Genomic DNA, 25,758 nt, shown 5'->3' on the forward strand with positions numbered 1-25,758 from the left:
GCGGGTTTTCTAGCCCGCCGTCGACGGCAGCCGAAGCTGCTGCAAATTACCGTTCAACGTCAGATCGGTTTTGAGCGTGGCGACCTGTCGACAAATCCAGGCTGCTTCCCGCTGCGGCTCCAGCTTTTTACGCCACTTCTCCGGCAGTTGTTCCAACTGCTGATAAAGCTGTTCCAATGATCCCGCCTGTTGCAGGAGCTGTGCTGCGGTTTTTGCGCCAATACCGCTGACCCCGGGGATCTTGCTGCTGCTAATACCCGCCAATCCCCAATAGTCGGGGAGCTGCTGCGGGGTAACGCCAAATTCCTGGCGGATAAAAGGCACATCCAACCAGCGTTTTTGAAAGTAATCCCGAATCTGAATTGTCGGCGCCAACAGCTGGCAATATCCCTTGTCCGTTGAAACGATGGTGGCCTGATGGCCCTGCGCGGCAACCTTGCAGGCTAGGGTTGCGGCCAGATCGTCTGCTTCGTCTCCGGGGGAGTGCCAACTCTCAACGCCCAGTTCTCGAAAAGCCTCTTTGATTTGCGGCAACTCCTGATGCAGTGAGTCCGGCATCGGGGTACGTCCGGCTTTGTAATCAGGCAACAGCTGGTGACGCCAGCTTGATGCTCTCTGTTCATCGTCGAACACGGCGACAGCATGGGTCGGTTGGCTGTTTTGCAACAGAAGGCTCAGCGCATGCTGGCAGGCAGGTAAACAGGGGGAGCCCTGTACGGCATGGATGCGCCTGATAAGGTTCAGCGCATCCACAATTAATAGGTGCAAGGGCATGATTCGTCTCCGCGAATAAAATACTCTGCCCCCGCCCCGTGGATGCAGGGCGACGGCAGAGAAGACGTCTTGTCAGGTCAAAATTTCATAACAGGGGATATAGGCGCTGCCCGGCAGCTTCATGCGTTGTTGCGCAACGAAGCCCTGTAGCAGGCGGTCCATGTTTTTCATGATCTCGGCGTTGCCATCAAGCTTATAAGGGCCGAATTGTTCGATGGCCTGAATGCCGCCTTCTTTGACGTTGCCCGCCACGATACCTGAAAACGCTTTGCGCAGCGCCGCGGCAAGCTGTTCGTTCGGCTGGTCGGGGTGCAGATGCAGATTCGCCATGTTTTCGTGCGTAGGCTCGAAAGGTATCTGCAAATCCGGAGCAATACGTAGCGACCAGTTGAAGCTATAGGCGTCGCCAGTATGACGGCGGTGCTCTTTCACCAGCGGCATCGACTTCTTCATCTCGCGCGCGACTTCAGCCGCATCGTTGATGATGATGCTGTAGTAGCGGCGGGCTTGACGTCCTAGCGTACTGACGATGAATTCGTCCAGCACCCGGAAATAATCCGCGCTTTCTTCCGGTCCCGTCAGAATGATCGGCAATACCTGCTCGCTGTTGGCCGGATCCATCATGATCCCCAACAGATACAGGAACTCTTCCGCCGTGCCGACGCCACCTGGGAAAATGATGATCCCATGGCCGATGCGGACAAAAGCTTCCAGCCGTTTTTCAATATCCGGCATGATGATCAGTTCGTTGACCAGTGGGTTGGGCGGCTCGGCCGCGATAATGGAGGGCTCGGTCATGCCGATGAACCGGCCATCTTTGTAGCGCTGCTGAGCATGGCCGACGGCGGCGCCTTTCATGGGGGCTTCCATCGCGCCGGGTCCGCAGCCGGTGCAAATATTCAGTTCGCGGAGCCCAAGCTGGCTGCCTACACGGCGAGCATACTGATACTCTTTTTCGTTGATGGAGTGACCGCCCCAGCAAACAACCATGTTGGGTTCTTCGCCCACGTGCAGCGCACGCGCATTGCGAAGAATGGAAAAGACGATGTTGGTGATATGCGTCGAATTCTCCAGATCGAGATTCTGATACTGCCCCGTTTGCGTGATCTGCCCGTTGACGAACAGAATATCGCGCAGGACGGCGAACAGGTTGGCCTGCAAGGAACGAATCAGCTGACCATCCACAAACGCCTCTTCAGGCGGGTTAACCAGTTCAAGCTTCACGCCGCGTTCACGTCGCAGCACATTGATATCGAAATTCTCGAAACGGGAGAGCAATTCTTTGCTGTTGTCCGTCTGGCTGCCGGAGTTCAATACGGCCAGCGAGCAGTTACGAAATAAGCGGTAAAGGTCGCTACTGGCGCTGCTTTTGAGCCTGTCTACTTCCAGCTGCGACAGCAAATCCATAGACCCGAGCGGGCTGATATGTGTAATCAATTTTGCTCCTTGATACGTAGGGTATGACGCCGGTTCTTTAATCGGACTGTTTTTGACTCGCCTCTTCACCATAACGTGAGCTAATCATTTTGCCAATCTTCGACGGCGCCGTGGCGTCGGCGCTGCGTGGCGTTACGCATTTTGGCCGAGATGCGCTCGACGACCGGCCGCACTCTCAGGTTACAATGCGGGGTAGTGTAACCCGACCGGTAGAGTAATGAAGAATGATGGATCAACACGTGTTGCAGGCGTTAACCGATTTTACCCAGCGCTATGTGAGTCGTTGGCAGGATCATGAGGGGCATCCACCGGCCTCTGAAGCGCTGTATGGCATTCCCTCGCCCTGTATCGTCGCCACTCATGACGGACAGGTACAGTGGTTGCCCCAGTCAGGCGGAGAACACAAACGTCTGGATGGCGTCGAACGTGCGATGGACATCCAATTGCACCCCGACGCCCACGCGTTCTACACCAGCCAGTATGCCGGAGATATGGAGGCATGCTTCGACGATATTCATTGTACCTTGTTACAGGCATGGAGCGCGGACGACCTTATTCGCATGCAGGAAAACCTGATCGGTCATCTGGTGACGCAGAAACGGCGTAAGCTGCCGCCGACGCTTTTTTTAGCGACGACGGCGTCGGAAATGACGTTAATCTCGCTGTGCAATAGGCGTGGAGAAGTCATCCTCGAAGAGTTCGGAACGCAGAAAAGACGTGTGCTTGCCGCGACATTATCTGAATTTTTATATAAGCTTCAGCCATTGATTCAAAATTACTGAAGCGTGTTTCGCTTTTCAGCGTGTAAGAAATATCTCACAATAGGTGTAGGTTATCGCTTATATTTTATATTAATATAGAGCGAAAACTGCAAATAACCATTACTTTTCAGTGTCTTGAATTTTATGGCATTAAAAAAGACCGAATGGAAGGTATGTTGCTCTGAATTAGGGGCTTGCCGATTCGCTTTAATTAATACATCTTATTATTCGCCAGGCAACATGGTAACAGGACGACGTAATACCGTTGTTTAATGATTACGCGTCCGTTCCAGCCGAAATGCTTCAGGATGAAATGTTTTCAGGATGAAAGCACGGACACCTCCATGATGGAGAATGGGAGCCGGCTTGGACATGCTGGTGGGGCAGGAGCCTAAAGGGAACGAGATCAGGACGATCGTGAGGGAACGGCAGTCAGGGAAGAAAGAGGGATCGCCAGCGAAGGAATTGCAGGTCGGGATGACCACAAAGGAAAAGTTTTCAAGGATGAGCAGGGAAGCAACTGTGTAGCTGGATTGCTATAAAACGAATCGGGGGTACTGAGCAATCAGTACCCCCATTTTTTTGTTCCGGCGACATCTTGGCGCGAAGGTATTTCGCAGGATGCCTCCGCGCGGCATCAATGTTATCCTTTGCCGCCCTACCGTTAGTCTGTTTGAGACCCCTGTATGAGTGAAGATATGCAGCTTAGGCAAGCCTTGTTGGCTGTCGAACACGCCCTGAAAGAAAGTGAACTGTGGCAGAGCAAGCCGCCGGAGGCGGAGGCATTCTCCAGCGCCGAGCCTTTCTGCGTGGATACCATGGAAGCCCAACAGTGGCTGCAATGGGTGCTGCTGCCTCGTATGCATGCCTTGCTGGATAGCGGCGCGCCATTGCCTGAACGTTTTGCTATTCATCCCTATTTCGAAATGGCGTTCGAAGGGCGGGAAGAAGGATTACAGGCTCTTTTGAACACGCTGCGCGAGCTGGATGGTTTCTTTGGAAAATAAACCGATGTTGGACATTCTCTATCAGGATGATTATCTGGTGGCCGTCAACAAGCCCCCGGCTGGTTGGTACACCGTAGCTGGCTTGACCGCAAAGAGAAAGTGGTGGTCATGCAAACGGTGCGTGACCAGATTGGCCAGCACGTCTATACCGTGCATCGTCTTGATCGGCCGACTTCCGGCGTTTTACTGCTAGCGCTTTCCAGCGATGTCGCTCGCCAGCTGTCCTCGCTATTTGAACAGCATGATCTCCAAAAAACCTATCACGCCGTAGTGCGGGGACATGTTTTTGATTCTGCTACCATTGACTATGCATTGACGGAAGAGCTGGACAAAATTGCGGACAAGTTCGCCAATCCCGATAAGGGACCACAGCCTGCGGTCAGCCATTATCGCGCGCTGGCTCAGGCGGACATGCCTGTCGCCATTGGCCGCTATCCGACGTCTCGCTACACGTTAATGGAACTGAAACCGGAAAATGGACGTAAGCATCAGCTCCGGCGGCATATGAGTCATATTCACCACCCCATTATCGGCGACAGCACGCATGGCGATTTAAAGCAGAATCGCGGTATGGCCGCCCACTTTGGCTGTTCGCGAATGATGCTGCATGCCAGCTGTCTGTCGCTGGTTCACCCGGTGACGGGGGAGCCGCTGGAGCTTAGAGCGCGCTGGGATGAAACCTGGCAGAGTGTGATGTCGCAGTTTGGTTGGGAGGGTATTCTCCCTGATTTTGAAAGGGTTGAGTTTCCCGCAGCCTGAGGTCAGGATAGCGGGGTTAAATCTGTCTGATTGAGGGAGTCGCGTCATGGCGCAGATCGGTATTTTTGTTGGCACCGTTTACGGTAACGCGTTATTGGTTGCAGAAGAGGCTGAAAATATTCTCAGGGAACGCGGGCACGAAGTGAAAATCTTCGAGGGTGCCTCGCTGGAAGAGTGGCTGACATATCGTGAGCAGCAGGTGCTAATTGTGACCTCCACGACAGGGCAGGGGGAACTGCCTGAGTCTATCGTGTCATTGTACACGGCGCTGCGCGACACCTGCGGGCCTTTACCTGGCATGGGGTATGGCCTGATTGCATTGGGCGACAGCAGCTATGACGTCTACTGCGGCGGCGGGCGTCAATTCGATGCTTTGCTGCAAGAGCTGGGGGCTGAGCGAATTGGCGAGCGATTAGAGATTGATGCCACCGAACAGCCGGAGCCTGAAGTCGTATCCTGTGCGTGGGTTGAAACCTGGGCTGACCTGCTGGAAAGCCGCGCCTAACGCGACCTATTCGGTGCTGTGCATAAGCAGAGTGCATCATCAGCATAAAAAAACGGGGCTTCGGCCCGTTTTTACTGCATAGCGCAATGTGTGGATAGATGCTTTAACGGTTTTTGGTCAGCTTTTCCAAATCGGACTCAATCTCGCTGATCTTGTTGGTGACGACGCTTTCCAGATGACGCAAATCAGCCAGAATTTTGCGTTTCAGGTCGACCTCGATCTGTTCGCGCTGACAGATCTGATCAAGCTCATCAACGACATAACGAAGATTGGGACTGATTTCGTTTATTTCCCGGAAGCCTTGTCCCGTATTGTCTGCCGCAATGGTTTTACGCTGACGGGGATATTTGAATTTCACGCTTTTGGCGAAGAACTCGCCTTTGTCTTTGCGAAAATAAATTTTCAGAATGTCATTGCTGGCTTCCTGCCGCAGGCTATAGCGGTCGATATCTTCCGGGTTGCTGATCCCGAGGCTCTTCAGATTGTCATACATAGCATCACCTCTTCCTGTTCTAAGCCATGCTACATTTTTATGCAATGCAGCGGGTCCGTATGCGCCTTGTCCCGACTGAACATAAAAATGGCGGGTCATTCACCCGCCAAATGTCTGTTTATCAGTCGATGGTGCGCAACAGCTCGTTGATGCCCACTTTACCGCGAGTTTTCGCATCGACCTTCTTCACGATCACGGCGCAGTACAGGCTATGACTGCCATCTTTGGAAGGCATGTTGCCGGAAACCACGACAGAGCCTGCCGGGACGCGACCGAAGTGGACTTCGCCGGTTTCGCGGTCATAAATGCGGGTACTCTGGCTGATGAATACGCCCATCGAAATGACGGAGCCTTCTTCGACGATGACGCCTTCCACGACTTCGGAACGCGCGCCGATGAAGCAGTTGTCTTCAATGATGGTCGGGTTGGCTTGCAGAGGTTCCAGAACGCCGCCGATGCCGACGCCGCCGGACAGATGAACGTTTTTACCGATCTGCGCGCAAGAGCCCACGGTAACCCAGGTATCCACCATCGTGCCTTCATCGACATAGGCACCGATGTTGACGTAAGAAGGCATCAGGACGGTATTACGAGCGATAAAGGCGCCCTGACGAACGCTGGCAGGGGGCGCGACACGAAAGCCTTCACGCTGGAAGCGTGCTTCGTCGTAGTCGGCGAATTTCATCGGCACTTTGTCGTAGTAACGTGTTTCGTTGCCATCGATGATGCGGTTTTCATTAATACGGAAGGAAAGCAGTACGGCTTTCTTCAGCCACTGATGAGTGACCCACTGACCGTCGATTTTCTCTGCGACACGCAGCGCGCCGCTGTCCAGCAGGCTAATGGCCTGGTTAACCGCTTCACGCGTGACGGTATCTGCATTAGCCGGAGTGATTTCTGCGCGGCGTTCGAAGGCTGTTTCGATGACGTTTTGTAATTGCTGCATCCTGACTCTCTATCTCGTGATTACCAAGGTAATAATTAATTAACACAAGCCTACTTTATCGTTTGGGTTGAGGGCCTCTGTCAACCGTTGTTGCAATTTAAGCTGCAATTCGGGGCTCAATGCTCGGCGATCGTTGTCCGCCAGAATAAATAAATCTTCTACGCGTTCGCCGATGGTGGAAATACGCGCGCCATGCAGTGATATATGCAGTTCGGCGAAGACCTCGCCGACCTGAGCCAACAGGCCCGGTTGGTCAAGCGCGACCAGTTCCATGTAGCTGCGGCGATCGGTGTGTATCGTCGGCAGAAAACTGACTTCAGTCTCGACGCTGAAATGACGGAGCTTGGACGATGTGCGACGAACGCGGGGAGAGTGATAATCCTTCTGCGTCAGTGCCTGCTCAATCGCCAGGCGAATCATGTTATGACGATCCTGCGCCACCGGGTTGCCCTCAGGCTCCAGCACGATGAAGGTATCCATCGCCATTCCGTCACGGCTGGTAAAGATCTGCGCATCATGAACGTTCAGATTACGCCGATCCAGCTCGCCTGCGACGGTGGCGAACAGATAGGGGCGGTCCGGACTCCAGATAAAGATCTCCGTGCCGCCACGCGTGGTGTCATCCCCGATCAGCACCAGCGGTTTGCTAGGATCGTGGTTCACTAGGTGAACGGCGTGCCAGGCCAGCTGATTAGGCGTATGGCGCAGGAAATAGTCGGCGCGACAGCGGCTCCAAATCTCATTCAGCGCGGTTTCGTCAATGTTGTCCATTCGCAGCAGCGCCAGCGCCTGCTGACGATGGTGCCGTACCCGCTTCCGAAGGTCGGGCGAGTGTTGCATCCCGCGCCGCAGTTGCTTCTCGGTGGCGAAGTACAGCTCGTGCAGCAGACTCTGTTTCCAGCTGTTCCACAACGTTTCGTTGGTGGCGCAGATGTCGGCGACCGTGAGATTGATCAGGTAGCGCAGGCGAGTTTCGCTTTGCACTTCCTCGGCGAACTGTTGAATGACGGCCGGATCCTGAATATCGCGACGTTGGGCGGTGACCGACATCATCAGATGGCAGCGCACCAGCCACGAAACCAGCTGCGCCTCGCGCAGGTTTAGTCCGTGCAATGCCGCGAACTCCAGCGCGTCTTTCGCGCCTAGCTCAGAGTGATCGCCGCCGCGTCCTTTGGCGATGTCATGGAACAACGCGGCCAGCAACAGCAGCTCGGGCTGCGGTAATCGGGGGTAAAGCTTTACACACAGCGGATGTTCTTTCAGCGTTGACTCATCGGCGAAGCTTTCCAGCTTAAGCAAGACGCGGATCGTATGCTCGTCCACGGTGTAGGCGTGAAACAAGTCGAACTGCATCTGGCCGACGATGTTGCTCCACTGCGGCATATAGGCCCACAGCACGCTGTGTCGGTGCATCGGCAACAGCGCCTGACTGACCGCGCGCGGGTGGCGCAGAATGTTCATGAACAGGCTGCGGGCCTCTGGGATGGTGCACAAGGGGCTGGCGAGGTGACGACGGGCGTAACGCAGTCGGCGCAGCGTCGTCGAATAGATGCCGGTGATCTCGGGATGACGCACCATGGCATAGAACATGCGCATGATGGCTTCGGGTTTATTATCGAATAGCGTTTCATCCTGCAAATCAATCAGCGTGCCGCGCAGCTGGAACTCGCCGTCCAGCATCCGCGGCTTTTCATGTGGATCGAGCGCCAGAATAGCTTCATCAAACAGCTGAAGCAGCATCTGATTAAGCTCGTACACCCGTCGCGTGACCCGGAAGAAGTCTTTCATCATGCGCTCGACGGGCGCGTTCCCCTCGCCCTGATATTGCAATAGTTGCGCTACGTTCAGCTGGCGGTCGAACAACAATCGGTTGTCGTAGCGACTCAGCAACGAGTGCAGGGCGAAGCGGATGCGCCACAGAAAGCTTTGGCATTCGTTGAGTTCGTTGCGCTCGGCTTCCGTCAGGAACCCAAAGCCGACCATTTCATTCAGCGACGTCGCGCCGAAGTGGCGGCGCGCGACCCAAAGCAGCGTATGGATATCACGCAGGCCGCCGGGGCTGCTTTTGATATCCGGCTCCAGGTTGTAGCTGGTGCCGTGATAACGCTGATGACGTTCGCGTTGTTCTGCGACCTTGGCCGCGAAGAAAGAGGCGGACGGCCAGAACTTGTCGCTGAAGATGTGTTTCTGCAACGACAGAAACAGAGCGACGTCGCCGCAGATCATGCGAGATTCGATCAGGTTGGTCGCGACAGAGATATCGGCCCGACCTTCCTCCAGACACTCGTCCAACGTGCGTACGCTGTGCCCGACTTCCAGCCGCAGATCCCACAGCAGAGTGATCAATTGGCTGACGGCCTGTGACTGAATTTCGTCAAACCCATCCCGGCTCAGAACCAGCAGGTCGATATCGGAGAGCGGATGCAGTTCTCCGCGCCCGTAGCCGCCGACGGCAACTAAGGCGGTCTGCTCCACGCGGTCTAATTGGTAGAAATGCCACAGTCGTTGCAGCAGGCGGTCGATAAACTGTGTGCGGGCGTCGATCAGGGTTTCCGCGCTGACGCCGGCCTTGAACTCATCCGTTAGCCATATCTGGAACTGTTCAAGATGCTGTTTCAGCGTCTGGCGTTCCAGCATATCGTCGCTGAAGGTCAGCGGAGATTGGGGGGCGGGGTGGGCCGTGGTCGGCGTCCCGTGAGAGATATGCGGCAGGTCCTGATCGATTTCGTTCATGTACGGCGCCCATAAAAAAGCCGGCGATTGCCGGCAGCTGTTTATTCCTGATGCGTGATGATTTTCGGGATGGTGTCATCCTTACGCAACGTCATTATTTCGCATCCGTCCTCTGTCACCACAATAGTATGCTCGTACTGCGCGGACAAGCTGCGATCTTTGGTTTTCACCGTCCAACCGTCTTTCATGGTGCGAATGCGGAAATCGCCCGCATTGACCATCGGCTCGATGGTGAACGCCATGCCGGGCTTCAATACAACGCCGCCATCGTCTGCGTCATAGTGCAGAACCTGCGGTTCTTCGTGGAAGCCGGTGCCGATACCGTGTCCGCAGTATTCGCGCACGACAGAGAAATCCTGAGCTTCAACGAATTGCTGAATGGCTTTGCCGAGCGAACGTAGACGGATGCCGGGTTTTACCATTTTTATCGCCAGATACAGGCTGTCCTGCGTGACGCGGCACAGACGTTCGCCCAGAATCGTAGGCTTGCCGACGATGAACATTTTGGAGGTATCGCCGTGGAAACCATCTTTGATGACCGTCACGTCGATATTGACGATGTCACCGTCTTTGAGATGTTTCTCGTCGGAGGGAATGCCGTGGCAGATGACTTCATTGATGGAGATGCACACCGACTTGGGAAAGCCGTGGTAACCCAGACAGGCTGAAATCGCATGCTGCTTGTTGGTGATGTGATCGTGACAAATGCGATCCAGTTCACCCGTAGTGACTCCCGGTACGACGTGAGGCTCGATAATTTCAAGCACTTCAGCCGCCAGTTGCCCAGCTACGCGCATTTTTTCAATATCTTCCGGAGTTTTAATAGAAATAGCCATTGAGTGTGTCCGCAGGTGTGAATGTTCCTAACGAAAATAGGGTCAGCAAAGAGTGACTTATGGTATCAGCCCTGCCGGGGACTGCCAAATCATCATTGGCGCGCGGGCGCAAAAGCGCAAGTAAAGTTGGTGTCAGTGGGCTGTTTATGGTATAAAGCGCGCCGGTGATCCGGCTGGCTGACGATCAATCTCTGATCTCTCCTTCGGATGACTAAATACTCACTATGTGTAAATAACACACACGTGTCGGCACATTTGCCGGGGTGCTCTGTAGCTTGCTGCGGGGTCGGCATAATGGGACACGTGGAGGCATAACCCCATACTTAATTTATAGAGGTAATCATGGCAACTGTTTCCATGCGCGACATGCTCAAGGCTGGCGTACACTTTGGTCACCAGACCCGTTACTGGAACCCGAAAATGAAGCCGTTCATCTTCGGTGCTCGTAACAAAGTTCACATCATCAACCTTGAAAAAACCGTACCGATGTTCAACGACGCACTGGCTGAGCTGAGCAAAATCTCTTCTCGCAAGGGCAAAATCCTGTTCGTTGGTACCAAACGCGCAGCAAGCGAAGCGGTAAAAGAAGCTGCTACCAACTGCGATCAGTTCTTCGTGAACCATCGCTGGCTGGGCGGCATGCTGACTAACTGGAAAACAGTTCGTCAGTCCATCAAACGTTTGAAAGATCTGGAAACGCAGTCTCAGGACGGCACTTTCGATAAGCTGACCAAGAAAGAAGCCCTGGTTCGTACTCGTGAACTGGACAAGCTGGAAAACAGCCTGGGCGGTATCAAAGACATGGGCGGTCTGCCTGACGCGCTGTTTGTGATCGACGCCGATCACGAACACATTGCGATCAAAGAAGCTAACAACCTGGGTATCCCGGTATTCTCTATCGTTGATACCAACTCCGATCCCGATGGCGTTGACTACATTATCCCTGGTAACGATGACGCCATCCGCGCCGTTAGCCTGTACCTGAATGCCGTTGCCGCAGCAGTGCGCGAAGGCCGTTCTCAGGACCTGGTTGAGCAGGCTGAAGAGAGCTTCGTCGAAGCTGAATAATAAGGCTGGCTCTGTCGAGCCCTTATTAACCAGGTATTGATATATGTTGGTTAGGGGGCCTGTAAAGGCCCCCTTTTACTTATCTCCCCCATGAGATAACGAGGAAAAGATAATGGCTGAAATTACCGCTGCCCTGGTAAAAGAACTGCGCGAACGTACTGGCGCAGGCATGATGGAATGTAAAAAAGCGCTGGTTGAAGCGAATGGCGACATTGAGCTGGCCATCGACAACATGCGTAAGTCTGGCCAGGCTAAAGCTGCCAAGAAAGCGGGTCGTGTTGCTGCTGAAGGCATCATCCTGACCAAGATTGCTGCAGACGGCAAATACGGCGTCATCGCTGAACTGAACTGTGAAACCGACTTTGTTGCCAAAGATGCCGGTTTCAAAGCGTTCGGTGAAGAAGTGGCTACCGCTGCTCTGAACGACCGCATTACTGACGTTGAAGAACTGAAAGCCAAATTTGAAGATCAGCGTACTGCGCTGGTGGCTAAAATCGGTGAAAACATCAATATCCGTCGCATCTCCGTACTGTCCGGCGACGCGCTGGGTTCTTACCTGCACGGCGCTCGCATCGGCGTTATGGTTGCCGCAACGGGTGCTGACGAAGAGCTGATCAAGCACATCGCTATGCACATCGCTGCCAGCAAGCCTGAGTACGTGAAGGCTGAAGATGTTCCGGCTGACGTTGTCGCTCGTGAGCACCAGATCCAGCTGGACATCGCCATGCAGTCCGGCAAACCGCGTGAAATCGCAGAAAAAATGGTCGAAGGCCGTATGCGTAAATTCACCGGCGAAATCTCTCTGTCCGGCCAGCACTTCGTGATGGACCCGAGCAAAACCGTCGGCCAGCTGCTGAAAGAGCACAACGCAGACGTCACCAGCTTTATTCGTTATGAAGTGGGTGAAGGTATTGAGAAAGCTGAAGTTGACTTTGCTGCTGAAGTTGCAGCAATGAGCAAGCAGTCTTAATAAAAAAGAGGAGCCGCCGGTTGGCGGTTCCTTTTTATCCAGCCAAAAGAGTTCATTACATCGGGTAGCTCGCTATTCTGCGAAACCGGGTGTAGCAGTGTAACCATCCCCAATACGACGACAGCCTGTTAGGACAAAACACCATGGCAACCAACGCAAAACCCGTATATCAACGTATCCTGCTCAAGCTCAGCGGCGAAGCCCTGCAAGGCGCGGACGGTTTCGGTATTGATGCTAGCATTCTGGATCGCATGGCTCAGGAAGTGAAAGAACTGGTTGAGCTGGGCATTCAGGTCGGTGTGGTTATCGGCGGCGGTAACCTGTTTCGCGGCGCTGGGCTTGCCAAAGCGGGAATGAACCGTGTTGTGGGCGACCATATGGGGATGCTGGCGACGGTAATGAACGGTCTGGCAATGCGTGATGCCCTGCACCGTGCATACGTTAATGCTCGACTGATGTCGGCGATCCCGCTGAACGGCGTGTGTGATAACTACAGTTGGGCCGAGGCCATCAGCCTGCTGCGCAACAACCGCGTTGTCATTTTCTCCGCCGGCACCGGCAACCCGTTCTTCACTACTGACTCTGCGGCGTGTCTGCGCGGCATCGAGATCGAAGCCGACGTGGTATTGAAGGCGACTAAAGTCGATGGCGTTTACTCTGCCGATCCAGTAAAAGATCCTAATGCGACGTTGTACGAAACGCTGGACTACCAGGATGTGCTGGAACGTGAGCTGAAAGTCATGGACCTTGCCGCATTTACGCTGGCGCGAGACCACAATCTGCCGATCCGCGTGTTCAACATGAACAAACCCGGCGCGCTGCGTCGTGTGGTGATGGGCGAAAAAGAAGGCACGTTGATCAGTAATAACGGCTAACGTCAAAGTAGGGTAATATCCTGTTTCGGCGATACTAGATAGCGCTATCTCTGCCCGCTACGGCTGGCATAAATTATTCACCGGATCATGCTAAGGCGTGATCTGACAGGCAACCAGTTTTCAAGGGTTCACAACGTGATTAATGAAATCAGAAAAGATGCTGATACTCGCATGGACAAATGCGTAGAGGTTTTCAAAAACCAAATCAGTAAAGTCCGCACTGGACGTGCTTCTCCCAGCCTGCTGGACGGCATCCATGTAGAATATTACGGTAGCGCGACGCCGCTGCGTCAGGTCGCCAACGTGGTTGCGGAAGATGCCCGTACGCTGGCTGTGACGGTCTTCGATCGCTCTCTGAGCGCGGCCGTTGAAAAAGCGATCATGGCGTCCGATCTGGGTCTGAACCCGATGTCCGCTGGCACGGTCATTCGTGTGCCGCTGCCTGCGTTGACAGAAGAGCGCCGTAAAGATCTGATCAAAGTGGTTCGCGGCGAAGCCGAACAGGGCCGCGTCTCCGTACGTAACGTGCGTCGCGATGCGAACGACAAGCTGAAGGCACAGTTGAAAGACAAAACCATCAGCGAAGACGAAGAACGCCGCGCTCAGGACGATATTCAGAAGCTGACCGACAGCTTTATCAAGAAAATCGACACTGCGCTGGCTGACAAAGAAAAAGAACTGATGGATTTCTAAATCCATTAGTCAGGACAGCGCCGCCAGTAGGTGAAGGGTCATCCCTCCCTCTCGCGGCGCTTTATTTTTTATGCTTCCTGATTCAGGTTTGGCGGTATCTATACCGGTTCAACCGGCATTGCCGACAGCAATGAAAGAGTCGTATTCCCGCCTGCTGCCACATCTGACAATCAATCGCTGTATGTACTAGAGCACCCCTATGAAGAAGCTGACAATTTTGGGTTCAACCGGTTCGATCGGCATGAGTACGCTGGCTGTGGTCAAAGCGAATCCGAACGACTTTTCGGTAAAAGCGCTGGTCGCCGGACGAAACGTGCCGCGAATGGTGGAACAGTGTCTGGAGTTTCGCCCTGAATATGTTGCGATGGCGGATGAAAACAGCGTAAGCGAACTGCGCCGACAGCTGAAAGAACAGGGTTGTAAAACCGAGGTGCTGTGTGGAGAGCAGGGCGCTTGCGAGTTAGCCAGCCTTGATGGCGTCGACCAGGTTATGGCGGCCATCGTGGGGGCGGCTGGATTGTTGCCGACGTTGGCGGCGATTCGCGCGGGCAAGCAGGTACTCTTGGCGAATAAAGAGTCACTCGTGACCTGCGGACACCTGTTTATGCGTGAAGTTGCGGCTAACCGAGCCCAACTACTGCCTATCGACAGCGAACATAATGCTATTTTTCAGAGTTTACCTGAGCAAATTCAGCATCAGCTGGGTTACGCTGACCTGATGGATTATGGCGTTGAACAGATTGTCCTTACCGGTTCCGGTGGTCCTTTCCGTGATACCGCGCTGGCGGACCTGAGGGCGATGACGCCGGATCAGGCTTGCGCTCATCCCAACTGGTCGATGGGACGCAAGATTTCCGTGGATTCTGCGACCATGATGAACAAGGGTCTGGAATACATCGAAGCCCGCTGGCTGTTCAACGCATCGGATGAGCAGATGGAAGTGGTGATTCACCCTCAGTCGGTCATCCATTCCATGGTGCGTTATCGGGACGGCAGCGTGTTGGCGCAGCTGGGATCCCCGGATATGCGGACGCCTATTGCGCACGCGATGGCTTATCCGGCACGTGTCGCCTCTGGGGCACCGAAGCTGGATTTTTGCCAACTGGGCGCGTTGACGTTTTCGGCTCCGGATTATCAGCGGTACCCTTGTCTGACATTGGCGATAGAAGCCTGTAACCACGGGCAGGCGGCGACAACGGCGTTAAATGCCGCTAATGAGGTCGCCGTGGAGGCTTTTCTGCAATCGGCTATCCGTTTTACGGATATTGCACAGCTCAACCGACGGGTTCTGGAACAGCTGGTACTGCCGGAACCTGCCAGTGTGGATGATGTGCTCGCTATCGACCGTTGGGCAAGGATACAGACACGACAAGAACTGCAGCACTACCGCTGATTCGGCGAGGGTGCGCGTTTGTGGCACGTGTTTTGAAATGGTATAGTCTGCGCCGCTAGGTGTAGGCTGTTTACGTGATAAGCCAATGGCAACGATAAGCTGTGCAAGTTCACGGCTTTTTTTGCGCTGCCAGGTCCGATGACTGAAAGAACCTATCGATATTCTTGCTTGAGGAAATCAGTACACGCTATGCCCTCCAAAAATCAACAAGGCAGCCAAAGCCAGCAGTCATGCAGTCCTCGACATGTCGCCATCATCATGGATGGTAACGGACGTTGGGCGAAGCAGCGGGGTAAACTACGCGTTTTTGGCCATCAGGCGGGAGTCAAATCCGTTCGCCGGGCAGTTAGCTTCGCCGCCCGTCATCAGTTGAATGCCCTGACGCTTTATGCGTTCAGTAGCGAAAACTGGAGTCGACCAGCGCAAGAAGTCTCCGCACTCATGCAGCTGTTTATGCGGGCGCTAGATAGCGAAGTCAAAAGCTTGCATAAACATAATGTGAGGTTGCGCATTATTGGCGACATGAGTCGCTTTAGTTCCCGTTTGCAGGAGCGTATTCGTCTTTCGGAGGAGCTCACTGCGAATAATACCGGTCTGACCCTGAATATTGCTGCGAATTATGGCGGCCGTTGGGATATCATTCAGGGAGTCCGACAAATCGCCGAGCAGGTCCAGGAAGGTGCGCTGCGTCCCGATACCATCGATGAAGCCACCCTGTGCCAGTACACCTGCCTTAACGAGCAGGCGCCGGTTGATTTAGTAATAAGAACGGGCGGAGAACATCGCATCAGCAACTTTTTATTGTGGCAAATAGCCTATGCTGAATTGTATTTTACCGATGTCCTCTGGCCCGATTTTGATGAAGAAGTCTTTGAAGGTGCGCTGAATGCTTTTGCTCAACGAGAGCGTCGCTTCGGAGGAACCACGCCTAACGATGTCGTTGCATCCTAGGGGGACCTTTTGCTGAAGTATCGCTTGATTACTGCTTTAATTCTTATTCCTGCTGTTATTGCCGCGCTCTTTTTCCTGCCGCTGCTGGGATTCTCTTTGGTGACGTTGGCCGTTTGCATGCTGGCCGCCTGGGAGTGGGGACAGCTGGCTGGATTCGTTTCGTACAGTCAACGTATCTGGCTGGCGCTGCTCTTTGGGCTATTGCTGGCCGTTATGTTGTTGACGATGCCCGCCTACCAGCGTTCGGTACATGTGGTGCAGGTCGCTGCGTCTCTGTGGTCCTCCGCCGCCTGGTGGTGTCTGGCGCTAGTGATGGTGCTGTCCTATCCGGCATCCGCTCTGGCTTGGCGGCATTCACGCATACTGCGGCTGGTCGCCGGTATGTTGACCATCATCCCGTTCTTTTGGGGGATGGTGACGCTGCGCCAACTGGGTTACGAAGCTAACTCATTTACCGGCGCGTGGTGGCTGCTGTACGTTATGCTGCTGGTGTGGGGCGCAGACAGCGGCGCCTACGCTTTCGGTAAGCTCTTTGGCCGACATAAGCTGGCGCCGAAAATCTCCCCGGGAAAAACGTGGGAAGGTTTGATCGGCGGGCTGGCGAGCTCCGCGCTGATCTCCGTCGTATTTAATCATTTTGTTCCTCTGACAAGCTCAGGGCATATCCTGCTGATCTGCTCGATTGTCGCCGTGCTGGCTTCTGTTTTAGGCGATTTGACTGAAAGCATGTTCAAACGAGAAGCGGGCGTTAAAGACAGTAGTCATCTTATTCCGGGACACGGCGGGGTGATGGATCGCATTGATAGTCTGACGGCGGCGGTGCCTGTGTTTTCCTGCCTGATGCTGTTACTGTTCAAAGCTGTTTAGGGATACCGGTAGAGCCTGTTTATGATGAATATTCTCTGGAGTCTGGCCGCATTTATCGTCGCCTTGGGCGTGCTGATAACGGTTCATGAATTCGGCCACTTTTGGGTCGCGCGTCGTTGCGGCGTCCGAGTGGAGCGTTTTTCTATCGGCTTCGGTAAGGCGCTTTGGCGACGTCGCGATCGCCAGGGCACCGAATATGTCATCGCACTGATCCCGCTGGGCGGTTACGTCAAAATGCTGGATGGTCGCGTGGCGGATGTTCCGCCTGAGATGGCTCATCAGGCGTTTGACCACAAGACCGTCTGGCAGCGCGCGGCCATCGTCAGCGCTGGCCCCATCGCCAATTTCATCTTTGCCATTTTTGCCTACTGGCTGGTATTTATTCTCGGCGTTCCTGGCGTGCGTCCGGTGGTTGGCGAAGTTTTGCCCGACTCGATTGCGGCCCAGGCGCAAATTTCGCCGGGGATGGAACTAAAGTCAATTGACGGTATCGAAACGCCTGATTGGGACAGTGTTCGCCTCGCTTTTATCAGCAAGATCGGCGACGTGGATATGACGATAGGCACCGCGCCGCTTGGGTCGTCGCTTATCGAACAGAAAAAACTGGATCTGCGCAGTTGGAGTTTTGAACCAGACAAGCAGGATCCGGCGGTTTCTCTGGGCATCGTACCCCGTGGGCCGCAGGTTGAAGCGGTGTTGGCTGGAATACAGCCTCACTCAGCCGCTGAAAAAGCGGGTTTGCAAGCTGGGGACAGGATCGTTAAAGTCGATGGTCAACTGTTGTCGCGCTGGCAGCAGTTTGTTATTGCCGTCCGCGAACACCCCGGTGAGCGCGTTGAGTTGTCGGTAGAGCGGGAAGGGGAAACGGTGTCAATCGCCCTGACCCCCGACAGCAAAGCGGTAGGAAAAGACAGGGTTGAAGGGTTTGCCGGTGTTGTCCCGCGCGTTACGCCGCTGCCTGAAGAGTATAAAACCGTTCGCCAGTATGGGCCGTTCAGCGCCGTTTACGAAGCCACTGACAAAACGTGGCAGTTGATGAAGTTGACGGTTGGCATGATAGGGAAACTGATTGCTGGCGACGTTAAGCTGAATAACCTGAGCGGGCCGATATCTATCGCTCAGGGTGCAGGAATGTCAGCTGATTATGGATTGATTTATTACCTGATGTTTTTGGCACTGATAAGCGTCAATCTGGGGATCATCAATCTGTTCCCGCTGCCGGTATTAGATGGTGGTCACCTGCTCTTTCTGGCGATAGAAAAGCTGAAAGGTGGGCCGGTTTCCGAGCGTGTGCAGGACTTTAGTTATCGCATCGGCACAGTGCTGCTGATGATGTTAATGGGACTCGCACTTTTCAATGATTTCTCCCGCCTTTAAGGTGTGGATTAAGTTAGGAAAAACGCATAACAACGATGGCGATTAAAAAGTTGCTCATAGCGTCGCTACTGTTCAGTAGCGCCACCGTATACGGTGCAGACGGATTCGTAGTGAAAGACATTCATTTCGAGGGCCTGCAACGGGTTGCCGTCGGTGCGGCATTGCTCAGCATGCCGGTCCGTGTCGGAGATAACGTCAGCGATGAAGATATCGGGAATATTATCCGTGCTTTATTTGCGACCGGAAACTTCGAAGATGTTCGAGTACTGCGAGATGGCGACACGCTACTCGTTCAGGTGAAAGAACGTCCCACCATCGCCAGCATCACTTTCTCCGGCAACAAGTCGGTGAAGGAAGACATGCTGAAAGAGAACCTGGAAGCGTCCGGCGTTCGCGTGGGGGAAGCGCTTGACCGCACGATGATTTCGAACATCGAAAAAGGGTTGGAAGACTTCTACTACAGCGTCGGTAAATACAGTGCGACGGTGAAAGCCGTGGTCACACCGCTGCCGCGTAATCGTGTCGATCTCAAACTGGTCTTCACCGAAGGCGTCTCCGCCAAAATCCAACAGATCAACATCGTGGGCAATAAAGCGTTTAGCAGCGATGAGCTGATTTCACGCTTCCAGCTGCGCGACGAGGTGCCATGGTGGAACGTGGTCGGCGATCGTAAATATCAGAAGCAGAAACTGTCGGGCGATCTTGAAACGCTGCGCAGCTTCTACCTCGATCGCGGCTATGCGCGTTTCAACATCGACTCGACTCAGGTCAGCCTGACGCCGGATAAAAAAGGCATCTATATCACCATCAACCTGACGGAAGGCGATCAGTACAAGCTTTCTGGCGTAGATGTCCGCGGCAATCTGGCCGGTCACTCCGCTGAAATCGAAGGGTTGACCAAAATCCAGCCGGGCGAGCTGTACAACGGCACGAAAGTGACCCGGATGGAAGAGAGCATCAAGAAACTGCTGGGTCGTTACGGTTACGCCTATCCGCGCGTCATCACGCAGCCGGAAATCAACGATGCCGATAAGACGGTACGTCTGAACATCAGCGTGGATGCAGGCAACCGTTTCTCCGTTCGTCGTATCCGCTTTGAAGGCAACGACACGTCCAAAGACTCTGTGCTGCGTCGTGAGATGCGCCAGATGGAAGGCGGCTGGCTCGGCAATGACTTGGTCGACCAGGGTAAAGAACGTCTGAACCGTCTCGGTTACTTTGAAAGCGTGGATACGGAAACGCAGCGCGTTCCCGGCACGCCGGATCAGGTCGACGTGGTCTACAAGGTGAAAGAACGCAACACCGGTAGCCTGAACTTTGGTATTGGCTTCGGTACTGAAAGCGGCGTGAGTTTCCAGGCCGGGGTCCAGCAGGACAACTGGCTGGGTACAGGGAACTCTGTCGGGATCACCGGAACGAAGAACGACTACCAGACCTATATCGAACTGTCGATGACCGACCCGTACTTTACGGTGGACGGCGTCAGTCTGGGCGGTCGTATCTTCTATAACGACTTTAAGGCGTATGACGCCGATTTGTCCGACTACACCAACCGTAGCTATGGCGCGGGCACGACGCTGGGCTTCCCGATCAACGAGAACAACTCGTTGCGTCTGGGCCTCGATTACGTGCACAACGACCTGTCCGATATGGAACCGCAGGTCGCGATGTGGCGCTATCTCTATAAGTCCGGCGTTGAACCGGGTGTCGTCACCGGCAGCTCCGACAGTGCGGACTTCTCGGCTGATGACTTCTTCCTGACGCAGGGCTGGACGTACAACAACCTCGACCGCGGGTATTTCCCGACGTCGGGTAGCCGCGTGACGCTGAATGGCAAGGTGACGATTCCGGGTTCGGACAACGAGTACTATAAAGTCACCCTGGATTCGACCAGCTATCTGCCGCTGAGCGAAAATCGTAACTGGGTGCTGATGGGCCGCTCTCGTCTGGGTTACGGCGATGGGCTAGGCGGTAAAGAGATGCCGTTCTACGACAACTTCTACGCCGGTGGTTCAAGTTCCGTGCGTGGCTTCCAGTCTAATACCATCGGTCCGAAAGCCGCCTACTACAAATGTAATGGCAGCGAGTCGTCCTATGCCGGATGTCCGATCGATAAAGACAACCTCGATGATGCCGTGGGCGGTAACGCCGTCATGGTGCTGAGTGCCGAACTGATCGTGCCGACGCCGTTCATCAGCGAAAAATACGCGAACTCCGTGCGTACGTCACTGTTCGTCGATGGCGGTACCGCGTGGGATACCCATTGGGAAAACACCCCGGAGACGCTTGCCGCGGGCATACCGGATTACAGCAAACCGGGTAATTTCCGTATATCGAGTGGTATTGCGCTGCAGTGGATGTCTCCGCTGGGGCCGTTGGTCTTCTCCTATGCCCAGCCGATCAAGAAATACGACGGGGATAAATCGGAGCAGTTCCAGTTCAATATAGGCAAAACTTGGTAATCTGAGGCCAGCAGAACGTATGCAGGCAAGCCGCACGGCAGGCAGAGTTGAGGACGCCGGCCTCTATGGAGCGTCACAGCGCTGCCTGTTGTGCATATACGAGTGTGTTAAGACACAAATAGGTTAGCGTGAGGAGTTTATAGTGAAAAAGTGGTTGTGTGCCGCAGGTCTTGGCCTGGCATTAGCTGCATCAGCAGGCGTTCAAGCTGCTGATAAAATTGCAGTGGTAAACGTATCCAGCATCTTCCAGCAATTGCCGCAACGCGAAACCGTCGCCAAGCAGCTGGACAGTGAATTCCGCGGCCGTGCGTCAGAGCTTCAGAATATGGAACGCGATCTGCAGCAGAAAATGCAGAAACTGCAGCGTGATGGCTCGACGATGAAAGCCAGCGAACGCAGCAAGATGGAAAAAGACGTCATGGCACAGCGCGAACAGTTCTCTACTAAAGCGCAGGCATTTGATCAGGACAACCGTCGTCGCCAGATGGAAGAACGTAACAAAATCCTGAGCCGTATTCAGGATGCTGTTAAAAGTGTTGCCAGCAAACAGGGTTATGACATCGTTATTGATGCCAACGCTGTCGCCTACGCGGACAACGCGAAAGACATTACTGCCGACGTGCTGAAACAGGTTAAATAATTCGATGTTCTCAATTCGACTGGATGCTTTAGCACAACAGTTGGATGCACAGTTGCACGGTGATGGCGATATCGTCATCACCGCTGTCGCATCAATGCATTCTGCTCAGTCAGGTCAGATCACTTTCTTGTCTGACAGCCGTTATCGCGATCGTCTTGCGACCACCCAGGCTTCGGCCGTCGTGGTGACCGAAGCCGATTTGCCTTTCTGTCATACCGCCGCTCTGGTGGTGAAAAACCCTTATTTGACCTATGCGCGTATGGCGCAGGTGATGGATACGACGCCGGCGCCGGCTGAAGCTATCTCGCCTGCCGCGACGATTGCGTCGGATGCGCGAGTGGGTAAAGGCGTATCAATCGGGCCGAATGCCGTGATTGAGTCCGGCGTTGAGCTGGGCGATGGCGCCGTGATTGGCGCTAACTGTTTTATCGGTAAAAATACACGCATTGGCGCGGGCAGCCGCTTGTGGGCCAATGTCACGATCTATCACAATGTCGTGCTGGGTGAGCAGTGCCTGATTCAGTCAGGCGCGGTCATCGGCTCGGACGGTTTCGGTTATGCCAACGATCGCGGCAACTGGGTGAAGATCCCTCAGCTAGGCACGGTCATTATTGGCGATCGCGTGGAAATCGGCGCGAATACGACGATTGACCGCGGCGCATTGGATGACACGATCATCGGCAACGGCGTCATCATCGATAACCAATGCCAGATTGCACACAACGTGGTGATTGGCGACAATACCGCGGTCGCGGGCGGCGTCATCATGGCGGGAAGTCTGAAAATCGGACGTTACTGCATGATCGGCGGCGCCAGCGTGATAAATGGCCACATGGAAATTTGTGACAAAGTCACGGTGACGGGAATGGGGATGGTTATGCGTCCTATCACCGAGCCTGGTGTATACTCCTCGGGCATACCACTGCAGCCGAATAAAGCATGGCGAAAAACGGCGGCTTTGGTCATGAATATTGATGACATGAGCAAGCGATTGAAGACCATAGAGCGAAAACTCGATAAAAGTTAAGTCCGTGGGTTTCAGTTCTACCGAGCTTTGCTGCAGGGACGGGCAAAGCTGTTTTGCTTTGTTATTGGCAGACCGTGTGAGGTTCCCTCTATTGGGGAGCCGCGGTTTGCATTGTTGATGACGTTTTTATTAAGACAGGAAGAGTATTTTGAATACTGACACCCATACTCTGCACATTGAAGAGATTCTGGAACTGTTGCCGCACCGCTATCCGTTTTTGCTGGTAGACCGCGTACTGCATTTCGAAGAAGGTAAATTTTTACGTGCAGTGAAAAACATTTCCTTTAATGAACCCTTTTTCCAGGGACATTTTCCAGGTAAACCGATTTTCCCTGGCGTGCTGATTCTGGAAGCCATGGCACAGGCTACCGGCATTCTGGCATTCAAAAGCGTGGGTAAACTGGAACCGGGCGAACTGTACTACTTTGCTGCAATCGACAATGCGCGCTTTAAACGTCCTGTTGAGCCGGGCGACCAGATGGTACTGGAAGTGGAATTCATCAAAGAACGTCGTGGCGTCGCTCGTTTCAGAGGCGTTGCGAAAGTCGATGGTGAAATCGCTTGTGAAGCAGAGATGATGTGCGCTCGTCGTCGGGAGGCATGATAACGTGATTGATCAAACCGCCTTTATTCATCCCAGTTCGATTGTTGAAGACGGAGCCGTCATCGGTGCCGGCGTACACATCGGCCCCTTCTGCTGGATCGGTTCTCAGGTTGAGATCGGTGCGGGAACGGTGCTGAAATCGCACGTCGTGGTTAACGGAGTGACCCGTATCGGAAACGATAACGAAATCTACCAGTTCGTTTCCATCGGCGAAGTTAACCAGGATCTGAAATACGCTGGTGAACCGACTCGCGTTGAGATAGGCGATCGCAACCGCATCCGCGAAAGCGTGACCATCCACCGCGGCACAGCGCAGGACGACGGGTTGACTAAAGTCGGCAGCGATAACCTGCTGATGATCAATACGCATATCGCCCACGACTGTATCGTGGGGAATCACTGCATCCTGGCGAATAACGCGACGCTGGGCGGCCATGTTTCTGTTGATGATTATGCCATCATCGGTGGAATGACCGCCGTGCATCAGTTCTGCGTCATCGGTGCGCACGTCATGGTGGGCGGTTGCTCCGGCGTTGCTCAAGACGTGCCGCCGTATGTGATTGCTCAGGGGAACCACGCCACGCCGTTCGGGATTAATATCGAAGGGCTGAAGCGCCGTGGTTTTGATAAAGCGACGTTGCATGCCATACGTAACACCTACAAGCTGATCTACCGTAGTGGTAAGACGCTGGATGAGGTTAAGCCGGATATTGAAGCGCTGGCCGCGGACCATCCTGCGGTTCAGGCGTATCTGGACTTCTTCACCCGCTCTACGCGCGGCATTATCCGCTGACGCTTATGACCCGTCCCCTGACTATTGCCCTTGTCGCCGGAGAAACCTCCGGCGATATTCTTGGCGCTGGCTTAATTCGCGCCATTAAAACCCACGTCCCGGATGCGCGCTTTGTCGGTGTAGCCGGTCCCCGCATGCAAGCTGAAGGCTGTGAAGTCTGGTACGAGATGGAAGAACTGGCGGTGATGGGCATCGTGGAGGTGCTGGAGCGCCTGCCGCGCCTGCTGAAAATTCGCCGTGATCTGACCCAGCGTTTCACCGAATTGCAGCCGGATGTTTTCGTCGGTATCGATGCGCCCGATTTCAATATCACGCTCGAAGGGCGTTTGAAGCAGCGTGGGATCAAGACCATTCATTACGTCAGCCCGTCCGTCTGGGCATGGCGCCAAAAACGCGTTTTCAAAATCGGCCGAGCCACGAATTTGGTGTTGGCCTTTTTGCCTTTTGAAAAGGCGTTTTACGATCGTTTCGACGTTCCCTGCCGTTTCATCGGACATACCATGGCCGATGCGATGCCGTTGCATCCCGACAAACTGGCCGCCCGGTCAACGTTGGGGATTGCTCCTGATGTCCGCTGTCTGGCGATACTGCCGGGGAGCCGTGGCGCAGAAGTTGAAATGCTCAGCAAAGATTTCCTTCTGACGGCCAGACTCTTGCGCGAAGCTTGTCCCGACCTGGAAATTGTCGTCCCGCTGGTGAATGCCAAGCGACGGCAACAGTTCGAAGAGATTAAAAATGAGGTCGCGCCCGATTTACCTGTTCGCCTGTTAGATGGTTTCGCGCGAGAGGCGATGATCGCCAGCGATGCGGCGCTATTGGCCTCGGGCACGGCGGCGCTGGAGTGCATGCTGGCGAAGTGTCCGATGGTGGTGGGGTATCGGATGAAGCCGTTTACCTTCTGGCTGGCCAGTAAGCTGGTTAAAACGCCGTGGGTCTCATTGCCCAATCTACTGGCCGGACGTGAGCTGGTAAAAGAGCTGCTGCAAACCGAATGCACGCCGGATAAATTGGCTGAGGCGCTGTTGCCTTGGCTGCAGGACAGCGTTCAGGTCCACGAACTACAAGAAACCTTTTTACATCTGCATCAGCAGATCCGTTGTGATGCCGATGAGCAGGCGGCTCAGGCGGTACTGGAGTTGGCAAAATCATGAATGATGTTTTCGTTTATCCGCAGGCAACCTGCATTGCCGGTGTGGATGAAGTTGGGCGAGGCCCGCTGGTGGGCGCTGTGGTGACTGCCGCCGTCATTCTCGATCCGGCTCGACCCATCGTGGGTCTGGCCGATTCCAAAAAGCTCAGCGCGAAACGGCGCGAGGCGCTGTATCATGAAATCAAAGAAAAAGCGCTGGCGTGGAGCCTGGGCCGGGCAGAGCCGGACGAAATCGATAGCCTGAATATCCTGCACGCCACCATGCTGGCGATGCAGCGCGCCGTGGCCGGTCTGTCTGTGACCCCAAACTATGTGTTGATCGACGGCAACCGCTGTCCTGTGTTGCCGATGCCGTCACAAGCGGTCGTCAAAGGCGATAGCCGGGTGCCGGAGATCAGCGCCGCGTCGATTCTGGCGAAGGTAACGCGTGACCGGGAAATGGAAGCGCTGGATTTGCTCTTCCCGCATTACGGTTTTGCGAAGCATAAAGGTTACCCCACCGCTTTCCATCTGGAAAAACTGGCGATGCACGGCGCAACTCATCATCATCGCCGCAGCTTTGCTCCGGTGAAGCGGGCGTTGGGGCTGGCGTAACGTCAGCGCAGGCTATGTGATGCCGGTGAACGCATGAGTCGCC

Annotated in this window: 24 protein-coding genes and 1 pseudogene; 19 read left to right on the forward strand and 6 right to left on the reverse strand. The window is 54.4% G+C overall.

Annotated features, from left to right (window positions below; translation table 11 throughout):
* Positions 1–9 precede the first annotated feature (9 nt).
* Both xni and ppnN read right to left on the reverse strand, forming a co-directional pair.
* Positions 10–774 carry a flap endonuclease Xni gene (gene xni, locus CKQ53_RS09200; protein ID WP_085651477.1) on the reverse strand — a complete coding sequence of 255 codons (765 nt, stop codon included), beginning with the start codon at positions 772–774 and terminating at the stop codon, positions 10–12.
* Positions 775–846: 72 nt separating this feature from the next.
* Positions 847–2,211: a nucleotide 5'-monophosphate nucleosidase PpnN gene (gene ppnN, locus CKQ53_RS09205; RefSeq protein WP_085651476.1), complete on the reverse strand. Its 1,365-nt coding sequence runs from the start codon at positions 2,209–2,211 to the stop codon at positions 847–849.
* 227 nt (positions 2,212–2,438) lie between these two features.
* On the opposite strand from ppnN, the gene syd reads away from it, so the two are divergent.
* The 4 genes and pseudogenes from syd to CKQ53_RS09225 all read left to right on the forward strand — a co-directional run bounded on the left by syd (position 2,439) and on the right by CKQ53_RS09225 (position 5,243).
* Positions 2,439–2,993, forward strand: coding sequence for a SecY-interacting protein (gene syd / locus CKQ53_RS09210; protein WP_085651475.1), 555 nt, complete (start codon positions 2,439–2,441; stop codon positions 2,991–2,993).
* Between the two features lie 665 nt (positions 2,994–3,658).
* Positions 3,659–3,979, forward strand: a complete 321-nt coding sequence (locus CKQ53_RS09215) for a YqcC family protein (RefSeq protein WP_085651474.1) — start codon at positions 3,659–3,661, stop codon at positions 3,977–3,979.
* Positions 3,980–3,983: 4 nt separating this feature from the next.
* Positions 3,984–4,738, forward strand: a pseudogene (gene truC / locus CKQ53_RS09220) (tRNA pseudouridine(65) synthase TruC).
* 46 nt (positions 4,739–4,784) lie between these two features.
* Positions 4,785–5,243: a flavodoxin gene (locus CKQ53_RS09225; protein WP_085651473.1), complete on the forward strand. Its 459-nt coding sequence runs from the start codon at positions 4,785–4,787 to the stop codon at positions 5,241–5,243.
* A 103-nt stretch (positions 5,244–5,346) separates the two neighbouring features.
* Here the strand turns inward: CKQ53_RS09225 and CKQ53_RS09230 are convergent, their stop codons facing one another.
* From CKQ53_RS09230 to map, 4 genes are all read right to left on the reverse strand, one after another.
* Positions 5,347–5,736: a DUF3461 family protein gene (locus CKQ53_RS09230; RefSeq protein WP_094117764.1), complete on the reverse strand. Its 390-nt coding sequence runs from the start codon at positions 5,734–5,736 to the stop codon at positions 5,347–5,349.
* 121 nt (positions 5,737–5,857) lie between these two features.
* Complete coding sequence (gene dapD, locus CKQ53_RS09235; RefSeq protein WP_026738756.1) at positions 5,858–6,682, reverse strand: 2,3,4,5-tetrahydropyridine-2,6-dicarboxylate N-succinyltransferase; 825 nt, start codon at positions 6,680–6,682, stop codon at positions 5,858–5,860.
* Positions 6,683–6,721: 39 nt separating this feature from the next.
* Entirely contained in the window at positions 6,722–9,415 is a 2,694-nt protein-coding gene (gene glnD / locus CKQ53_RS09240; RefSeq protein WP_094117763.1) for a bifunctional uridylyltransferase/uridylyl-removing protein GlnD, read from the reverse strand.
* 41 nt (positions 9,416–9,456) lie between these two features.
* On the reverse strand, positions 9,457–10,251 hold the full coding sequence (gene map, locus CKQ53_RS09245; RefSeq protein ID WP_085651471.1) for a type I methionyl aminopeptidase: 795 nt from the start codon (positions 10,249–10,251) through the stop codon (positions 9,457–9,459).
* Between the two features lie 342 nt (positions 10,252–10,593).
* Between map and rpsB the strand changes: the two genes are divergently transcribed.
* The 15 genes from rpsB to rnhB all read left to right on the forward strand — a co-directional run bounded on the left by rpsB (position 10,594) and on the right by rnhB (position 25,715).
* Positions 10,594–11,319 (forward strand): 30S ribosomal protein S2, encoded by a 726-nt coding sequence (gene rpsB / locus CKQ53_RS09250; RefSeq protein WP_026738759.1) that lies wholly within the window; start codon positions 10,594–10,596, stop codon positions 11,317–11,319.
* 112 nt (positions 11,320–11,431) lie between these two features.
* A complete protein-coding gene (tsf, locus tag CKQ53_RS09255) occupies positions 11,432–12,289 on the forward strand; it encodes a translation elongation factor Ts (protein ID WP_085653117.1) in 858 nt (285 codons plus the stop codon).
* Positions 12,290–12,432: 143 nt separating this feature from the next.
* Positions 12,433–13,164, forward strand: a complete 732-nt coding sequence (gene pyrH, locus CKQ53_RS09260) for a UMP kinase (RefSeq protein ID WP_026738761.1) — start codon at positions 12,433–12,435, stop codon at positions 13,162–13,164.
* A 135-nt stretch (positions 13,165–13,299) separates the two neighbouring features.
* Entirely contained in the window at positions 13,300–13,857 is a 558-nt protein-coding gene (gene frr / locus CKQ53_RS09265; RefSeq protein WP_085653116.1) for a ribosome recycling factor, read from the forward strand.
* Positions 13,858–14,056: 199 nt separating this feature from the next.
* The gene (gene ispC, locus CKQ53_RS09270) at positions 14,057–15,250 is read left to right on the forward strand and encodes a 1-deoxy-D-xylulose-5-phosphate reductoisomerase (protein ID WP_094117762.1); all 1,194 of its coding nucleotides are present in this window, start codon (positions 14,057–14,059) and stop codon (positions 15,248–15,250) included.
* A gap of 189 nt (positions 15,251–15,439) precedes the next feature.
* Entirely contained in the window at positions 15,440–16,201 is a 762-nt protein-coding gene (gene ispU / locus CKQ53_RS09275; RefSeq protein WP_085653114.1) for a (2E,6E)-farnesyl-diphosphate-specific ditrans,polycis-undecaprenyl-diphosphate synthase, read from the forward strand.
* 9 nt (positions 16,202–16,210) lie between these two features.
* The gene (gene cdsA, locus CKQ53_RS09280) at positions 16,211–17,068 is read left to right on the forward strand and encodes a phosphatidate cytidylyltransferase (protein WP_085653113.1); all 858 of its coding nucleotides are present in this window, start codon (positions 16,211–16,213) and stop codon (positions 17,066–17,068) included.
* Between the two features lie 21 nt (positions 17,069–17,089).
* Positions 17,090–18,445 carry a sigma E protease regulator RseP gene (rseP, locus tag CKQ53_RS09285; RefSeq protein WP_094117761.1) on the forward strand — a complete coding sequence of 452 codons (1,356 nt, stop codon included), beginning with the start codon at positions 17,090–17,092 and terminating at the stop codon, positions 18,443–18,445.
* A gap of 35 nt (positions 18,446–18,480) precedes the next feature.
* Positions 18,481–20,907, forward strand: coding sequence for an outer membrane protein assembly factor BamA (gene bamA / locus CKQ53_RS09290; RefSeq protein ID WP_085653111.1), 2,427 nt, complete (start codon positions 18,481–18,483; stop codon positions 20,905–20,907).
* A gap of 142 nt (positions 20,908–21,049) precedes the next feature.
* The gene (skp, locus tag CKQ53_RS09295; protein WP_094117760.1) at positions 21,050–21,547 is read left to right on the forward strand and encodes a molecular chaperone Skp; all 498 of its coding nucleotides are present in this window, start codon (positions 21,050–21,052) and stop codon (positions 21,545–21,547) included.
* A 4-nt stretch (positions 21,548–21,551) separates the two neighbouring features.
* Positions 21,552–22,574 carry a UDP-3-O-(3-hydroxymyristoyl)glucosamine N-acyltransferase gene (lpxD, locus tag CKQ53_RS09300; protein WP_094117759.1) on the forward strand — a complete coding sequence of 341 codons (1,023 nt, stop codon included), beginning with the start codon at positions 21,552–21,554 and terminating at the stop codon, positions 22,572–22,574.
* Between the two features lie 148 nt (positions 22,575–22,722).
* Positions 22,723–23,178: a 3-hydroxyacyl-ACP dehydratase FabZ gene (gene fabZ, locus CKQ53_RS09305; RefSeq protein ID WP_026738770.1), complete on the forward strand. Its 456-nt coding sequence runs from the start codon at positions 22,723–22,725 to the stop codon at positions 23,176–23,178.
* A 4-nt stretch (positions 23,179–23,182) separates the two neighbouring features.
* Positions 23,183–23,971 carry an acyl-ACP--UDP-N-acetylglucosamine O-acyltransferase gene (gene lpxA, locus CKQ53_RS09310; RefSeq protein ID WP_085653108.1) on the forward strand — a complete coding sequence of 263 codons (789 nt, stop codon included), beginning with the start codon at positions 23,183–23,185 and terminating at the stop codon, positions 23,969–23,971.
* Positions 23,972–23,976: 5 nt separating this feature from the next.
* The gene (lpxB, locus tag CKQ53_RS09315) at positions 23,977–25,122 is read left to right on the forward strand and encodes a lipid-A-disaccharide synthase (RefSeq protein WP_094117758.1); all 1,146 of its coding nucleotides are present in this window, start codon (positions 23,977–23,979) and stop codon (positions 25,120–25,122) included.
* Positions 25,119–25,715, forward strand: a complete 597-nt coding sequence (rnhB, locus tag CKQ53_RS09320; RefSeq protein ID WP_085653106.1) for a ribonuclease HII — start codon at positions 25,119–25,121, stop codon at positions 25,713–25,715. The genes lpxB and rnhB overlap by 4 nt, the downstream gene beginning before the upstream one ends.
* Positions 25,716–25,758 lie beyond the last annotated feature (43 nt).

Source organism: Lonsdalea britannica, assembly GCF_003515985.1.
GTDB lineage: Bacteria > Pseudomonadota > Gammaproteobacteria > Enterobacterales > Enterobacteriaceae > Lonsdalea > Lonsdalea britannica.

Bases quoted from the DNA above. Each gene is read 5' to 3' on its own strand.
- xni (WP_085651477.1), bottom strand. From the start codon at position 774: ATGCCCTTGCACCTATTAATTGTGGATGCGCTGAACCTTATCAGGCGC.
- syd (WP_085651475.1), top strand. From the start codon at position 2,439: ATGGATCAACACGTGTTGCAGGCGTTAACCGATTTTACCCAGCGCTAT.
- CKQ53_RS09215 (WP_085651474.1), top strand. From the start codon at position 3,659: ATGAGTGAAGATATGCAGCTTAGGCAAGCCTTGTTGGCTGTCGAACAC.
- CKQ53_RS09225 (WP_085651473.1), top strand. From the start codon at position 4,785: ATGGCGCAGATCGGTATTTTTGTTGGCACCGTTTACGGTAACGCGTTA.
- CKQ53_RS09230 (WP_094117764.1), bottom strand. From the start codon at position 5,736: ATGTATGACAATCTGAAGAGCCTCGGGATCAGCAACCCGGAAGATATC.
- dapD (WP_026738756.1), bottom strand. From the start codon at position 6,682: ATGCAGCAATTACAAAACGTCATCGAAACAGCCTTCGAACGCCGCGCA.
- glnD (WP_094117763.1), bottom strand. From the start codon at position 9,415: ATGAACGAAATCGATCAGGACCTGCCGCATATCTCTCACGGGACGCCG.
- map (WP_085651471.1), bottom strand. From the start codon at position 10,251: ATGGCTATTTCTATTAAAACTCCGGAAGATATTGAAAAAATGCGCGTA.
- rpsB (WP_026738759.1), top strand. From the start codon at position 10,594: ATGGCAACTGTTTCCATGCGCGACATGCTCAAGGCTGGCGTACACTTT.
- tsf (WP_085653117.1), top strand. From the start codon at position 11,432: ATGGCTGAAATTACCGCTGCCCTGGTAAAAGAACTGCGCGAACGTACT.
- pyrH (WP_026738761.1), top strand. From the start codon at position 12,433: ATGGCAACCAACGCAAAACCCGTATATCAACGTATCCTGCTCAAGCTC.
- ispC (WP_094117762.1), top strand. From the start codon at position 14,057: ATGAAGAAGCTGACAATTTTGGGTTCAACCGGTTCGATCGGCATGAGT.
- ispU (WP_085653114.1), top strand. From the start codon at position 15,440: ATGCCCTCCAAAAATCAACAAGGCAGCCAAAGCCAGCAGTCATGCAGT.
- rseP (WP_094117761.1), top strand. From the start codon at position 17,090: ATGATGAATATTCTCTGGAGTCTGGCCGCATTTATCGTCGCCTTGGGC.
- bamA (WP_085653111.1), top strand. From the start codon at position 18,481: ATGGCGATTAAAAAGTTGCTCATAGCGTCGCTACTGTTCAGTAGCGCC.
- lpxD (WP_094117759.1), top strand. From the start codon at position 21,552: ATGTTCTCAATTCGACTGGATGCTTTAGCACAACAGTTGGATGCACAG.
- lpxB (WP_094117758.1), top strand. From the start codon at position 23,977: ATGACCCGTCCCCTGACTATTGCCCTTGTCGCCGGAGAAACCTCCGGC.
- rnhB (WP_085653106.1), top strand. From the start codon at position 25,119: ATGAATGATGTTTTCGTTTATCCGCAGGCAACCTGCATTGCCGGTGTG.